Annotated in this window: 13 protein-coding genes; 9 read left to right on the top strand and 4 right to left on the bottom strand. The window is 63.1% G+C overall.

Annotation, left to right across the window (positions count from 1 at the left end):
- Positions 1 to 3 precede the first annotated feature (3 nt).
- The 7 genes from FEV51_RS02245 (at position 4) to FEV51_RS02215 (ending at position 8,170) form a co-directional block, all read left to right on the top strand.
- Positions 4 to 1,653, top strand: a complete 1,650-nt coding sequence (locus FEV51_RS02245; RefSeq protein WP_138615599.1) for an electron transfer flavoprotein-ubiquinone oxidoreductase — start codon at positions 4 to 6, stop codon at positions 1,651 to 1,653.
- A gap of 247 nt (positions 1,654 to 1,900) precedes the next feature.
- The gene (locus FEV51_RS02240; RefSeq protein ID WP_138615598.1) at positions 1,901 to 2,716 is read left to right on the top strand and encodes a 4-(cytidine 5'-diphospho)-2-C-methyl-D-erythritol kinase; all 816 of its coding nucleotides are present in this window, start codon (positions 1,901 to 1,903) and stop codon (positions 2,714 to 2,716) included.
- Positions 2,713 to 3,432, top strand: coding sequence for an N-formylglutamate amidohydrolase (locus FEV51_RS02235; RefSeq protein ID WP_138615597.1), 720 nt, complete (start codon positions 2,713 to 2,715; stop codon positions 3,430 to 3,432). Before FEV51_RS02240 ends, FEV51_RS02235 begins: the two co-directional genes overlap by 4 nt.
- 123 nt (positions 3,433 to 3,555) lie before the next feature.
- Positions 3,556 to 5,271 carry a dihydroxy-acid dehydratase gene (ilvD, locus tag FEV51_RS02230; protein ID WP_138615596.1) on the top strand — a complete coding sequence of 572 codons (1,716 nt, stop codon included), beginning with the start codon at positions 3,556 to 3,558 and terminating at the stop codon, positions 5,269 to 5,271.
- Between the two features lie 7 nt (positions 5,272 to 5,278).
- Complete coding sequence (locus FEV51_RS02225; protein ID WP_138615595.1) at positions 5,279 to 5,596, top strand: hypothetical protein; 318 nt, start codon at positions 5,279 to 5,281, stop codon at positions 5,594 to 5,596.
- Positions 5,559 to 6,977, top strand: coding sequence for an NAD(P)H-hydrate dehydratase (locus FEV51_RS02220; RefSeq protein ID WP_246034395.1), 1,419 nt, complete (start codon positions 5,559 to 5,561; stop codon positions 6,975 to 6,977). The genes FEV51_RS02225 and FEV51_RS02220 overlap by 38 nt, the downstream gene beginning before the upstream one ends.
- Complete coding sequence (locus FEV51_RS02215) at positions 6,974 to 8,170, top strand: class I SAM-dependent RNA methyltransferase (RefSeq protein ID WP_138615594.1); 1,197 nt, start codon at positions 6,974 to 6,976, stop codon at positions 8,168 to 8,170. The genes FEV51_RS02220 and FEV51_RS02215 overlap by 4 nt, the downstream gene beginning before the upstream one ends.
- Here FEV51_RS02215 and FEV51_RS02210 read toward each other — a convergent pair.
- The 4 genes from FEV51_RS02210 to FEV51_RS02195 are packed head-to-tail and all read right to left on the bottom strand — an operon-like array spanning position 8,162 to position 10,974.
- Positions 8,162 to 8,935, bottom strand: coding sequence for a hydrolase 1, exosortase A system-associated (locus FEV51_RS02210; protein WP_138615593.1), 774 nt, complete (start codon positions 8,933 to 8,935; stop codon positions 8,162 to 8,164). The genes FEV51_RS02215 and FEV51_RS02210 overlap by 9 nt on opposite strands.
- On the bottom strand, positions 8,932 to 9,612 hold the full coding sequence (locus FEV51_RS02205; RefSeq protein WP_138615592.1) for an alpha/beta hydrolase family protein: 681 nt from the start codon (positions 9,610 to 9,612) through the stop codon (positions 8,932 to 8,934). Before FEV51_RS02205 ends, FEV51_RS02210 begins: the two co-directional genes overlap by 4 nt.
- Positions 9,613 to 9,948, bottom strand: coding sequence for a phosphopantetheine-binding protein (locus tag FEV51_RS02200; RefSeq protein WP_138615591.1), 336 nt, complete (start codon positions 9,946 to 9,948; stop codon positions 9,613 to 9,615). It abuts the gene before it with no gap.
- Between the two features lie 36 nt (positions 9,949 to 9,984).
- Positions 9,985 to 10,974: a GNAT family N-acetyltransferase gene (locus tag FEV51_RS02195; protein ID WP_246034394.1), complete on the bottom strand. Its 990-nt coding sequence runs from the start codon at positions 10,972 to 10,974 to the stop codon at positions 9,985 to 9,987.
- 25 nt (positions 10,975 to 10,999) lie between these two features.
- Between FEV51_RS02195 and FEV51_RS02190 the strand changes: the two genes are divergently transcribed.
- Together FEV51_RS02190 and FEV51_RS02185 are read left to right on the top strand one after the other, a co-directional pair.
- Entirely contained in the window at positions 11,000 to 12,514 is a 1,515-nt protein-coding gene (locus tag FEV51_RS02190) for an acyl-CoA ligase (AMP-forming), exosortase A system-associated (protein ID WP_138615590.1), read from the top strand.
- A complete protein-coding gene (locus tag FEV51_RS02185) occupies positions 12,511 to 13,737 on the top strand; it encodes a pyridoxal-dependent decarboxylase, exosortase A system-associated (protein WP_138615589.1) in 1,227 nt (408 codons plus the stop codon). Before FEV51_RS02190 ends, FEV51_RS02185 begins: the two co-directional genes overlap by 4 nt.
- Positions 13,738 to 13,799 lie beyond the last annotated feature (62 nt).

Below are 13,799 nucleotides of genomic sequence, written 5' to 3'. Positions count from 1 at the left end.
CATATGAGCGAACGCGAATCGATGCCCTGCGATGTGGTCATCGTCGGTGGCGGCCCGGCGGGCCTTTCGGCGGCGATCCGGTTGAAGCAGCTCAACGAGGAACTGGAAGTCGTCCTGCTCGAAAAGGGCAGCGAAATAGGCGCGCATATTCTCTCTGGCGCCGTAGTCGACCCCAAGGCTTTGGACGAGCTGCTGCCCGAATGGCGGACCATGGATTGTCCGATGGCGGAAACGCCGGTCGGCGAAGACCTGTTCTACACGATCAGCGAAACTGGCGCTTCGGCCATGCCACACATCATGTTCCCGCCATTCATGTCGAACGCGGGCTGTTACACCGGATCGCTGGGAAACCTGTGCCGCTGGCTGGCCGAACAGGCCGAGGAAATGGGCGTCATGATCTTCCCCGGCTTTCCGGCTGCGGAAGTTTTGTTCGATGATAACGGCGCAGTAGCCGGCGTCGTGACGCAGGATATGGGCATCGCTGCCGACGGTAGCCAGAAGGCCGATTACCAGCCCGGCATGGAAATCCACGCGAAGTACACCCTGTTCGCAGAAGGTGTGCGCGGCAACCTCACCAAGCAGATGAAAGCCAAATACGACCTTGAGGCTGATTGCCAGCCGCAGGTTTACGGCCTCGGCATCAAGGAGCTGTGGGATATCGATCCCGAGCTGCACGAGCCGGGCAAAATCGTCCACACTCAGGGCTGGCCCTTGAACGAGAGCGACAGCAACGGCGGCGGCTTCCTCTACCACCAGGCCAACGGACAGGTCGCATTGGGCCTCGTGACATGGCTCGATTATTCCAACCCCTATGTCTCGCCTTATCAGGAATTCCAGCGCTGGAAGCACCATCCGTTGATTGCCGATACGCTGAAAGGCGGCAAGCGCGTCGCTTACGGTGCGCGCGCGATCAACGATGGCGGATGGCAGTCCGTGCCCAAGCTCGCCTTCCAGGGCGGCGCATTGATCGGCTGCGCGGCAGGCTTCGTGAATGTCCCCCGCATCAAGGGCAGCCATACTGCCATGAAGAGCGGGATGCTGGCAGCTGAAAGCGTGGCCGCTGCAGTTGCTGCGGGGCACGAAAAGACCGAGCTGATGGATTACGATACGAACCTGCGTGACAGCTGGATCGCCAAGGAACTCAAGCAGGTCCAGAATGCATTGCCCGCAATCGAGAAGTTCGGTGCCGATATCGGCACCGTGCTGGGCGGCATCGACATGTGGATGCGCTACCTCAAGATCGGCCTGCCGATCAGCATGGACCATCACCGCGATTACGAGCAGCTTCAGCGTGCGGATCTGTACCAACCCATCGCATATCCCAAGCCTGACGGGGTTCTGAGCTTCGACCGGCTGACCAGCGTCAGCTTCAGCTATACCAACCATGCGGAAGACCAGCCGGTTCACCTCAAGGTTCAGGATATGGAACTGCAGAAGCGCAGCGAGTTGGGTGTTTTTGCCGGTCCGTCGAACCGCTATTGCCCGGCTGGCGTATACGAATGGCTGACCGACGAGGCGACGGGTGAGCCCAAATTCCAGATCAATTCGCAGAACTGCGTCCACTGCAAGACCTGCGACATCAAAGACCCCAACCAGAACATCGAATGGACCACGCCCGAAGGCGGCGGCGGCCCGAATTATCCGAATATGTGATGGGCCTGCGATATGATGGATTTCGCGCTTCTACTCTCTCCCCTTGCGGGAGAGATACGAGACTTTGGGCAGCGTCAGCAGGCCATAGTCGCAGTTGAGAGGGGGCTCTGGCCGAAGCTGGCGCTTCGAGCCCCTCTCCCAACCCTCTCCCGCAAGGGGAGAGGGCTTTGAGCATTGCATTCAATTCACCCGTAACCCCGGACGTGAACCGGGGCGACGAAGATGGGTTGAAGGTAATGATCGTCGCATGAGTCGCGAAACCGCCTTCGCCAAGATCAACCTCGCGCTGCACGTCCGCAGGCGCCGCGAGGATGGCTATCACGAGCTTGAGACGTTGTTCGCCTTTGTTGATGCAGGCGACACGCTGACTGCTGCCGGTGCAACACAGGACAGTGTGCAGGTTACGGGCGAGTTTGCTGGCGGTCTGGACAATCCCTTCGACAATCTGGTGATGCGGGCGCTGGGCAAATTGCCGCGCCCCGATGGGCTGGCGCTGACTTTGGACAAGGCTTTGCCGGTCGCGGCGGGGCTGGGCGGAGGATCGGCGGATGCAGGGGCAGTGTTCCGCATCGTGCGCGAACGACACGGCCTGCCCGATGACTGGCAACAACGCGCGGCCAAGCTTGGCGCGGATGTTCCCGCCTGTGTCGAAAGCCTCACCTGCATCGGGCGCGGGACCGGCACAGAACTGGAGCCGCTGACGGATGATGAGAGCCTTGCCGGTACACCAGTGCTGCTGGTCAATCCGCGTACTCCGCTGGCCACCGGGCCGGTCTATGCGCATTGGGACGGGCAGGATCGCGGCGGCTTGCCGGATGGTGATGCGCGCGCCATCGCGCTGGCGGGCCGCAATGACCTCGCCGCGCCTGCTATCGCGCTGTGCCCGCCAATTGCCGGAGTGCTGGCGGCGCTGGCCGAAACCGCGCCGTTTCTCGCCCGTATGTCGGGATCGGGCGCAACCTGTTTTGCGCTTTATGACAGCGCCGCCGCGTGCGATGCCGCCGCTGCGCGCCTTGCCGCCGATCATCCCGGTTGGTGGCAGCTGCAGGGGAAGCTTAGATGATTGACGGAATGCCCTACCGCCAGGTCGGTGAAATGCGCCCCGGCGGGCTGGTCTGTGTGGCGGACCATGCCTCCAACCATGTGCCAGAGGCGATCCAGCTGGGCATCGACCGCAGCTTGCTGGACGACCACATTGCGGTTGATATCGGGGTGGAGGGGCTGGCCGACCGGCTGGCGCGGAGGCACGAAATTCCCGCGCATATTGCCACGGTCAGCCGCCTTGTCTGTGACTTCCACCGCCGCGAGGATGAACCCGCCGTGGTTCCGACGCAAAGCGACGGCCATCTGATCCCCGGCAATATCGGCGCGGATGTGGAAAACCGTTTGCAGCAATATCACCGCCCCTATCACGATGCGCTGGCAGCTTTCCTGACCGCGGCGCGGCCCCGGCTGATCGTCTCGCTGCACAGCTTTACACCCAGCCTGGCGACCAGTGACGAGCCGCGCCCGTGGGAAGTCGCCTTGCTGTACAATCACGATGATCGCGCGGCGCGTCATGCAATCCGGCTGTTCGCACAGCAGGGCCTGATGGTCGGCGATAACCAGCCCTATTCTGGCAAACAGCTCAACGCCACGATGGACCGCCATGCCGAGGCGCATGGCATCCCTTATTGCACCGTGGAAATCCGGCAGGATCAGATCGCCAGTGAGGCGGGTCAGGCGCGCTGGGCGGTTATGATCGCCGATGTGATGGGCAGGGTCGCGCTGGAAGTTTGAGCGCATCAATCAAAGCTACTCGGCAGCGGGCTTGAAACGCAGCGTCATCCCAGCGAAAGCCATTGGCGCTATCGGCCGGGTGCATTGTGCAGGCAGGCCGGGATCAACGCCGGGATGACAGCCATGAAGTTCGACAAATCCAGATTGCCCAGCCGCCATGTCTCGGTCGGTCCCGAGCGTGCGCCGCACCGGTCCTATTATTACGCGATGGGTCTGACCGAGGAAGAGATCGCGCGGCCCTTCGTCGCAATTGCCAGCGCTGGCAATGACAGCGCGCCGTGCAACACAACTCTGGATGCGCAGGCCAATGTGTGCCGGTTGGGCGTGGACGAGGCGGGCGGAATGCCGCGCCGGTTCAACACCATCACCGTGACCGATGGCATCGCGATGGGCCATCAGGGCATGAAAAGCTCGCTGGTCAGCCGCGAGGTGATTGCCGATTCGGTCGAGCTGTCAGTGCGCGGCCATTGCTATGATGCGCTGGTGGGTTTTGCCGGATGCGACAAAAGTCTGCCGGGAATGATGATGGCGATGCTGCGGCTCAATGTGCCCAGCATCTTTGTCTATGGCGGCTCGATCCTGCCGGGGACTTACAAGGGCCACGATGTCACCGTGGTCGATGTGTTCGAGGCGGTGGGTCAGCACGCGGCCGGCAATTGCCCGCTCAAGGATCTTACCGCACTGGAGAAAGTGGCGTGTCCCGGCCATGGCGCGTGCGGCGGCCAATTCACTGCCAACACTATGGCGTGTGTGGGCGAAGCGATCGGATTATCATTACCGAACAGCAATATGACTCCGGCTCCTTACAAATCACGTGAAGAGATTGCGATGGCTGCCGGGCGGCAGGTAATGATGCTGATCGCGGAGAATATCCGTCCGCGCGACATTTGCACCCGTGCCGCTTTCGAGAATGCAGCGCGCGTGGTGGCGGCCACTGGCGGGTCGACCAATGCGGCTTTGCATCTGCCCGCTATGGCACATGAGGCAGGGATCGCCTTCGACCTGTTCGATGTCGCCGAAATCTTCAAATCGACGCCGTACATCGCCGATCTCAAGCCGGGCGGGAAATATGTCGCCAAGGATATGCACGAGGCGGGCGGTGTCTACATGGCGATGCGAACGCTGCTGGATGGGGGCTTTATCGATCCCGAACCCATGACGGTGACCGGCAGGACTCTGGGCGAGAATATCGACGAGATTACCTGGAACCCCGACCAGAAGGTGTTTTACGATGTGGCCAGCCCGATCACTCCGACCGGCGGCGTGGTCGGCCTCAAGGGCTCGCTCGCGCCCGAGGGAGCTATCGTCAAGGTCGCCGGGATGAAGCGGCTGCAATTCACCGGCCCGGCGCGGGTGTTCGACTGCGAAGAAGATGCGTTCAGCGCTGTGAAGAAGCGCTTGATTGACGAGGGGAGCGTGATCGTGATCCGCTATGAAGGCCCCAAGGGCGGCCCGGGAATGCGCGAAATGTTGTCGACCACCGCTGCACTCTACGGGCAAGGAATGGGCGAAAAGGTCGCGCTGATAACCGACGGCCGCTTCTCGGGCGCCACCCGCGGTTTCTGCATCGGCCATGTCGGACCGGAGGCGTCAGACGGCGGACCCATCGCGCTGGTGGAGGATGGCGACAGCATAGCCATTGATGCCGAAGCGGGCACAATAGACCTGCTGGTGGAGCCAGCGATACTGGACGAACGCCGCAAGGCATGGCAGCCGCGTCAGCATGATTATCAGTCCGGTGCCCTGTGGCGCTTTGCGCAAAATGTCGGTCCGGCCGCCAAGGGCGCGGTCACGCATCCCGGCGCCGCGCAGGAAACGCACGTTTTCGCCGATATTTAGCGCGGCCTTGCTGGCGCTGGCGGGTTGTTCTGCCGCCAGTCCCGGAATTGCCGAAGCGGGCGGCGTCACCATCGGTTGCGCACTCAACGGGGCGGCGGCGTTTTCCGAAGAATGCCGCCTGGTAGAATTGGTTGAGGGCCGCGACACCAGCTTCGTGATCCTGCATCCTGATGGCGGCTTTCGCCGGCTGGATCTGGCAGAAACACCCAGCGGCTTTGTTTCGCGCGATGGTGCCAGCGAGGCGGTGAGCGAGTTTGTTGGCGACTATGTGGTCATGACCATCGAAAATGACCGCTATCGCTGGATTGAGCCGCAAGGTGGCTGATCCTGTTCTGACAGTCGCGCAGATGCAGGCCGCCGAGCGCGCGGCGATGGCCGCTGGCACCAGCTCATGGGAACTGATGCGGCGGGCTGGCGAGGGCGCGGCACAATGGGTGGCGCGGGCAGCGGCTGGCCGCGCGGTGACGGTGCTGTGCGGTCCGGGTAACAATAGCGGCGACGGCTATGTCATAGCCGAAAGCCTCCGACGGCGCGGAACCAGCGTGACAATGGTCGCCCCGGTCGAGCCAAAGACCGAGACAGCGCGAACGGCTCGCAGCGCTTACAGCGGCGAAGTTCTAACCCACGCAGATGGCCTCGACGCTCCTATTTTCGTCGATTGCCTGTTCGGATACGGCCTGTCGCGCGAAGTCGGTGGTGAGTTTGCCAAAACCTTGCAGAAATGCGCTGCAAGTCATTCATACAAAATAGCAATTGACGTTCCCAGCGGCGTGGCAAGTGATACTGGAGCATTGCTGGGTGATATTTCACAGTACAATCTCACACTGGCGCTGGGCGCGTGGAAGCAGGCGCATTTCCTGATGCCCGCCGCGCCGCTGATGGGAGAGCTGAAGCTGGTCCCCATCGGTCTGGATTTCCCGCAACATACCGCATCGCTCTCGTCCCAACCGCATCTGTCGCCGCCAGCCGCCGACGCGCACAAATACCGCCGCGGGCTGCTGGCCATTGTCGCAGGAACTATGCCCGGTGCGCCCTTGCTGGCGGCACAGGCCGCGATGCACAGTGGCGCTGGCTATGTGAAGCTGATGAGCGCGCATTCGCATCCCGACGCTCCTGCCGAGCTGGTCATTGAAGGTGGCAACCTCTCCGGAACACTTGCCGATGATCGCATTGCGGCTCTGCTGATAGGGCCGGGACTTGGCCGCACGAACGACGCCCGAGACCGGCTGTCCGCCGCACTCGAGACCGGCAAGCCCTGTGTGCTTGACGCCGATGCGCTGCACCTGATTGATGAGGATATGCTCGAAGGCGTAGACGCGACCCGGCTGATCGTGACCCCGCATGAAGGCGAATTGGCGTCACTGTGTCGCAGCTTTGGCGTCACGGCGCAGGGCAAGCTTGCCAGCGCCCGCGCGCTTCACGGCGTCACGGCGCTGACCGTGCTGGCCAAGGGACCTGACACGGTTCTGGTGGGACAGGGTGCCGTGCGGTTCTTCCCGCGCGGGTCCAGCTGGCTCTCGGTCGCGGGGACGGGTGATGTGCTCGCCGGGATACTTGCCGCGCGGCTGGCGCATCATGGCGATCCGGTGCGCGCTGGTGAGGAGGCGGTGTGGCTGCATCACACTGCGGCATGCCTTGCTGCCCCCGCCTTTACAGCTGGACAGCTTGCCGCCGCTGTCAAACCCGCTATCGCCCGCCTTCTGTGAGCAATTCAGAAACTATCATCCGCATCGCCGCCAAGGGCGATGGCGTCACGGCGCAGGGTCGCCACGTCGCCGGCAGTGTGCCCGGCGATGTCGTGGCAGCCGACGGCACTCTGACGCCAGGGCCGCACCATGTCGCGCCGCCCTGTCGGCACTTTGGCAAATGCGGCGGGTGCCAGCTGCAATATGCTGACGATATTGCACTGGCTCAGTTCGTGACCGAGCGAGTTATGTACGCCGCAGAGGGGCAGGGCGTGGCGGTGGGCGAATTGCTTGCCACCCATCTCTCCCCGCCGCGCAGCCGCCGCCGCGCGACGCTGCACGGCCTGCGGCGGGGCAAGAGCGCCGAGCTGGGCTTTCGCGAGGGCGGCTCGCATCGCATCGTCGATATGCGCGAATGCCATATCCTGACGCCCGAACTGTTCGCGCTGGTCGCGCCGCTGCGCGCCCTGATCGCGGCGCATGGCGGCAAGCGCCCGGTCGATGCCGCGTTGACGCTAACCGATCAGGGAATCGACTGCACGCTGACTGGATTGGCGGTCGAAGGTCTGGGACCGACCGAGGCGCTGCTTGATTTCGCGCGTGACAACCGTCTCGCCCGATTGGCGATGGATGAAGGCTACGGGCCGGAAACCACCTGGGAGCCGGACCCGGTCACCATGACATTGGGCGGCGTGGCTGTGCCGTTTCCGGCAGGCGCTTTCCTTCAGCCCACCCGCGATGGTGAGGACCGCCTGATCGCCGATGCGCGCAGCTTTCTGGAAGGTGCGGGCACGATTGCGGATTTGTTTTCCGGCCTTGGTACATTCGCCTTTGCACTGGCAGGCCCGGCCAAGGTGCTGGCCGCCGAGGCCGCGCGCGATGCACATCTCGCTTGCAAGACCGCCGCCAATGCGCGCGGCGTGCCGGTTCACGCGTTGCACCGCGACCTGTTCCGCAATCCATTGCAGGCCGATGAGGCCGGACGTTTCGATGCGCTTCTGCTTGATCCGCCGCGTGCCGGAGCGCGTGACCAGATCGCCGCAATTGCCGCCAGTACAGCCAGCCGCGTAGCCTATATCAGCTGCAATCCGGCAAGCTGGGGGCGCGATGCCAAGACCTTGCAGGATGCGGGCTTCAGGCTTGAGAAACTGCGCCCGGTAGGGCAGTTCCGCTGGTCATCGCATGTCGAGCTGACCAGCCTGTTCCTACGCTAACGCTGCGAGGATTTGTTCGCGCAGCCATTGGCGCGCGTGCGGTTCGACATAGGCATGACCCGCGTGGGGGCAACGCGCGATACGCGCATCCTTGCTGTCCCAATTATCGGTGAACACCTGCGCGGTGCGATCGTTCTCGGCCAGAAGGATCCGCACCGGCCCGGCAAATTGCTGCAGCCCGCTGCGCATTTCTTCTGCCAAACTGCTGGGTGCGGATTTGGGCCGCGCAGCCTGCATAACGCCGCGCGCCAGCTTTCTGAGATTGACCCTGCCAGTGACCAGCCGCGCCAGTTCGCGCGGATTCTTGAGCTTCTCGGCATAGCGTGAGCGCACTGCGGAGGGGGGCGGGGTGTCGTCGGATGCATCCTCTATTGTCCACGGATTGCTCAGCAGCAGCGCATCAAACCCTGCGCCGCCAGCCAGCATCAATGCACTGGCCGCATCGCAATTGCCGAAAGCGACCACGCGAGTCAGTTGCGGGGCCATTGCCCGAAAGGCTTGCAGCGCGGCGGCGATGTCCCTGCTGGCTTTGCGAAAACCGCGATTTTCGCCTTCGCTGTCGCCAATCCCGCGGCGGTCGAACCGGAACACAGGATAACCGGCTGCGGCGATCTCTGCGGCGAGCCGAGCCTGTCCGTTGAAAGCCCCCGCGCGAATTTCATTGCCCCCGCTTACCAGCAGCAGCCCCGTGGTGCCGCGCGCTGTGTCCAGCGTCGCGCCCAGCCGCGAGTGGCCGCATTCGAAGACCAGCGGCAGACGGCTCATGCGCCGAGCATCCCGTTGGCGACCACACCGGCCAGCGCATCAGCCTGAGCCGCATCCTCATCAGGTTCAGCCCGCAGCCACAGCGGCGCGCCGCTGATTACGGCCTGTTCGATGAGGATATGCGTTTCGGCGGGGGCAAATTCTCCAGCTTCCAGCTCGCGCACCAGTTTATGGCCAAGCTGCCATCCGGACAATTCGATCCCGGCGATGCGTGCCTCTGCCATTAGCGTCTCGGCTGTCTCTTCGCGTCCCGCCTCACGGGCAGCGAGCGTGCGGGCGCGGACCATTCCCCGCAGCACCTGTTTTGGCTTGGCGGGGGCGTATAGCCAGCCGGGCACCGCAGGCGGGGCCAGCCAGCAGCCAGACCTGATCGCAAAGCAATGCGTCGCGCGAATATGTTTGGCAGCCGCCATTGCAGCGCTGCGCCAAGTGGCAAGCGATTGCTCAGTCAGAGGCGTGGAACTCTCGTTGCAACCCGGCAGATCAGGAAGGAAGCTGTCGATCCCCTCAGCGTCCAACCTGCGCATGATTTCAAGGGTTTGGCGACGAAACTTGTTGGCTTCATCGAAGAGTGGTGCGATGACCAGCAGCCGCAATTCTCTCGCCTGATCAAAACCCAGCATCATCTCCTCGACCGTTCCGCCAGTGACGCGCGGGCAGGGCCAGGCAGAATACATTCAGGACGTGACCGACTTGGCCTCGGCAAAGGCCAGCAGGCCGCCGTAGGTTTCGAGCATCTCGCCATCGACGTCTTCGTCATCGATCACGATGTCGAGACGGTCTTCCATTTCGGTCAGCACACCCGCGACGGCCATGCTGTCGAGCTCAGGCAGATGACCGAACAGGCCGGTATCGCCATCAAAGCCAGCGACCTGATCTTCGTCCAGCGCCAGAACATCACGCAGGATCGCGCGCAAAGCGGCGTCCACTGCGCTGCGACTGGGGCCGGTCGGCTCCTCAGCGGCGACACTCGGTGTGTCGGTAAGCGGGGTGGCGGCATTCTGGCCGGTCATTGAAAAATATTCCCCTCCATGCAAGCGGCGATGCCCTTAGCCGTGCCCGATAGCGCGTGCAAGGCGGCGCAGTCGCGACTTGGTCAGTGCGGGCCACGCCCGGGGCTGGCGCGGATCAAGGCAGGTCAGGCGATAGCGGGGGCGGTTCAGCTCCATCCAGTCGCGCTTGTATGCGTCCGACCCGGTACCAAAATCGACCAGACCCACTTCATCCTGGTCAATCACATACGCAAACAGCGCGGCGCTCAGCGTGGTCCCGGCAGAGAGTGGCTTGGCGGCTTCGACATGCGCCAGTTTGTGGATGTAGGCAGTGCCATCCTCGACCGTCCAGAACTGCGCCGCCACTGGCGCGCCATCGTGCCGCGCCACGCCCAGCCGCAGGCGGCCCGCGTCACCCTCGGCGCGGGCAAAAGCTTCTAGAAGGTCGGCGCGCTCTTCCTCTGGCTTCCAGCTATTGTCATAGACGGATTGGTAGGCGCGCCAGCCACCTTCATCAAATTGCGTGTAAATTTCTGTTTCGACCTTCTTGGCCTTGCGCTTCAATGTGGTGCGCATCTTGCCTGGTCTGGTATCCCAATAGGCGGCGAAATCGCGGCCTTGGACGGGTAGGACATGGTTCTCGTCACACACTTCAAGCTGGACGTGCCAACCAGCTGCGCGGAAAGCGGTTTCGAGCCGGGTTGCCGAGCCATCCTCATCGGGGATGGGGGCAAGCGTGAGTTGATGCGTCTGCTGCTTCAGATCACGAGCAATTGCCGCAAGCAGCGTGTCACAATGCTCGCCCGCTGGCACCAATGGACGCCAGGTGAAGCTGAACCAGTTGCTCAGGCTTTCCAGCCCGTGTTCGCCATGCATCAGTGGCAGCGCAGCACAATCCGCTCCGTCCTGCGCCATCACCGTCAACGGGCGTGCGCCGTGGCTGGCGAGCAATGCGAACCATTCCGCGCGATCGAACGGCCCCTGCGAAAGCGCTGACAGCGCTTGCAGTTTGGTAACCGTGTCGTGATAGCTGACCGCGATATCCACCGGAATTCCTTGTACGGAAGCGTTAATGCCAGATCCCACGCCGCACCCTCTGGATCAACTGGCCGAACGAGGCGATGCACAGGCGCCTGCGCTGGTGCTGCGCGACCGGACGCTTAGCTATGAGGCGTTAAGGAGCCGGGTTGCGCTGCTCGCCGGATGGCTGGCCAGTCAGGCCGAGCCGGGTGCGCGGGTGGCCAGCTGGGGCGCTAAGGGCGAGTTGACGTGCCTGTTGCCGCTGGCGGCGGCGCGTGCGGGCATGGTCCATGTGCCAATCAATCCGCTGCTCAAACGCGCGCAGGTCGCGCATATTCTAGCCGATAGCGGCGCGGCGCTGCTGATGGGCACTCGCGCACGGCTGGCCACGCTGGAAGAGAGCGATGCGCCCGCGCCCTGCCAGCAGTTTGAGGAAGCCGAAGTGTTTGCCGCTGCCGAGGCGCTGGACGCGCGGCTTGCGCCTTCCGATCACGATCCCGATGCGCTGGCGGCTATCCTGTATACCTCCGGCTCCACCGGCAAACCCAAGGGCGTGATGCTCAGCCATGCCAATATGTGGCTGGGTGCAGTCAGCGTGGAGCATTACCTTGGCATGGCGGCAGACGATATGACGCTGGCGGTGCTGCCGCTGTCCTTCGATTATGGTCAGAACCAGTTGCTATCCACGTGGTATGCGGGCGGCTGCGTTGTGCCGCTCGATTTCTTGTTCGCCCGCGATGTTGTGAAGGCCTGTGCGAAGCACGGCGTGACCACGCTGGCCGCGGTGCCCCCGCTGTGGGTGCAACTGGCGGAGATCGACTGGTCCGCCGAGGCAGTCACGCCGATGCGTCGCCTGACCAATAGCGGGGGTGCGCTGACGCCAGATCTGGTGAAAGATTTGCGGGGTATCTTCCCGCAGTCACAGGTTTTTCCAATGTACGGCCTGACCGAGGCGTTCCGTTCGACCTATCTCGACCCGCATCTGGTGGACAGCCACCCGACCTCGATGGGCAGTGCCATTCCCTTCGCCGAGATCCTGGTGATCGGAGACGATGGCGAGCTGTGCGGGCCGGGGCATGAAGGAGAGCTGGTGCATTGCGGGCCGCTGGTGGCGCAGGGCTATTGGCAGGATGCTGAGCGCACTGCCGAGCGGTTCCGTCCTGCGCCGGATGTGTCGGAATATGGCGGCACTGCGGTGTGGTCGGGCGATCGGGTGACCCGTGATGAAGACGGCCTACTGTATTTCGTCGGTCGCCGCGATGCGATGATCAAGAGCGCAGGCAACCGGATCAGCCCGCAGGAATTGGAAAGCGCCGCTGTGGCAACCGGTCTGGTTGCCGAGGCTGCCGCGCTGGGAGTTGCCGATGACCGATTGGGTCAGGCGATCCATCTGGTCGTGCGTGCAGTTGCCGGGGCAGAGGCGCCGCAGCAGGCTCTGCCCAAGGCATTGCAGCGCGAATTGCCCAATTTTATGCAGCCCCACGCAATTCATTGGCTGGATCGGCTGCCGCTTAACCCCAATGGCAAGATCGACCGAACTGCCATTGCCAAGGAGATTGGCAAATGAAGCCGTTAGGACCCATTCCCGCAGGCTATTCGGCGCTGAATGGAGAGCTTGCCATCGGCGGGCGCACGGCCAGCGCGCTGGCAGAGGAGGCGGGCCAGACCCCGCTGTTTGTATATTCCAGCGCGATGATCGCGCAGCGCATCGCCGATTTACGCTCCGCACTGCCTGAACGCCTAAAAATCAATTATGCAATTAAAGCCAATAGTTTCGCGCCGGTTCTTGATTTCATATCACCGCTGGTCGATGGCCTCGATATCGCATCAGGCGGCGAGTTGGCGATGATTCAGAGCGCAGGCATCGACACAAGTCGGGTCAGCTTTGCCGGACCCGGCAAGCGCGACAGCGAGCTGGAAGCGGCGATTGCGGCGGGCGTGACGCTTAATCTGGAAAGCGCCAACGAGGCCCGCCGGGCGCTGGCGATTGCTGAGCGTCTGGGACGCACGCCCGCTCTGGCCATACGCGTGAACCCTGATTTCGAGCTGAAAGGCTCGGGCATGAAGATGGGCGGCGGGGCCAAACCCTTCGGAATCGATGCCGATCAGGTCCCGGCGCTGGCCCGCGAAATCATCGCCGCTGGGTGCAATTGGCGCGGCATGCATATCTTTACCGGAAGCCAGGCGCTGTCTGCAGAGGCAGTGATCGACATGCAGGGCAAGGTGCTGGCATTGGCGGACCGGATCGCAGGCGAGGCCGGAACAGTGCTGCCCAAGTTGAACATGGGCGGCGGGTTCGGTATCCCCTATTTCCCCGGCGATACCCCGCTTGATATCGGCATGGTGGGTAAAGCGCTGGAGAAGCGCTTTGCAGACCTGCCTGACACGCTCGCAGAAGCTGAACTGTTTGTGGAGTTGGGCCGCTATCTTGTTGGCGAAGCAGGCGTTTATCTGACTCGCATTGTCGATCGTAAGGTAAGCCACGGCGAGACCTATCTGGTCACCGATGGCGGGCTGCATCACCAACTTGCCGCGTCGGGCAATTTCGGAACCGTGGTGCGGCGCAATTATCCCGTCGCCATCGCCAGCCGCTTCGATGCCGAGCCGGAGGAGGAAGCCAATGTCGTTGGCTGCCTGTGCACCCCGCTGGACCGCCTCGCTGACAAGGCGCATTTGCCGCCGGCTGAGGTGGGCGATCTGGTCGCGGTGTTCTGCGCCGGGGCATACGGGGCCAGCGCGTCACCCAGCGCGTTTCTGGGGCAGGGACCGGCGGTTGAAGTGCTGGTCTGAAACTCACGCGCCAAACCCGCCGATTCCAGCGGAAATCTGCGGCAAAACAAGGTATGACTAAC

The sequence above is a fragment of the Qipengyuania marisflavi genome, from assembly GCF_005884405.1.
Classification (GTDB): Bacteria; Pseudomonadota; Alphaproteobacteria; order Sphingomonadales; family Sphingomonadaceae; genus Qipengyuania; species Qipengyuania marisflavi.
This window is presented reverse-complemented; position numbering and strand designations above follow the sequence as displayed.

Bases quoted from the DNA above. Each gene is read 5' to 3' on its own strand.
- FEV51_RS02245 (WP_138615599.1), top strand. From the start codon at position 4: ATGAGCGAACGCGAATCGATGCCCTGCGATGTGGTCATCGTCGGTGGC.
- FEV51_RS02240 (WP_138615598.1), top strand. From the start codon at position 1,901: ATGAGTCGCGAAACCGCCTTCGCCAAGATCAACCTCGCGCTGCACGTC.
- FEV51_RS02235 (WP_138615597.1), top strand. From the start codon at position 2,713: ATGATTGACGGAATGCCCTACCGCCAGGTCGGTGAAATGCGCCCCGGC.
- ilvD (WP_138615596.1), top strand. From the start codon at position 3,556: ATGAAGTTCGACAAATCCAGATTGCCCAGCCGCCATGTCTCGGTCGGT.
- FEV51_RS02220 (WP_246034395.1), top strand. From the start codon at position 5,559: ATGACCGCTATCGCTGGATTGAGCCGCAAGGTGGCTGATCCTGTTCTG.
- FEV51_RS02210 (WP_138615593.1), bottom strand. From the start codon at position 8,935: ATGAGCCGTCTGCCGCTGGTCTTCGAATGCGGCCACTCGCGGCTGGGC.
- FEV51_RS02205 (WP_138615592.1), bottom strand. From the start codon at position 9,612: ATGTATTCTGCCTGGCCCTGCCCGCGCGTCACTGGCGGAACGGTCGAG.
- FEV51_RS02200 (WP_138615591.1), bottom strand. From the start codon at position 9,948: ATGACCGGCCAGAATGCCGCCACCCCGCTTACCGACACACCGAGTGTC.
- FEV51_RS02190 (WP_138615590.1), top strand. From the start codon at position 11,000: ATGCCAGATCCCACGCCGCACCCTCTGGATCAACTGGCCGAACGAGGC.
- FEV51_RS02185 (WP_138615589.1), top strand. From the start codon at position 12,511: ATGAAGCCGTTAGGACCCATTCCCGCAGGCTATTCGGCGCTGAATGGA.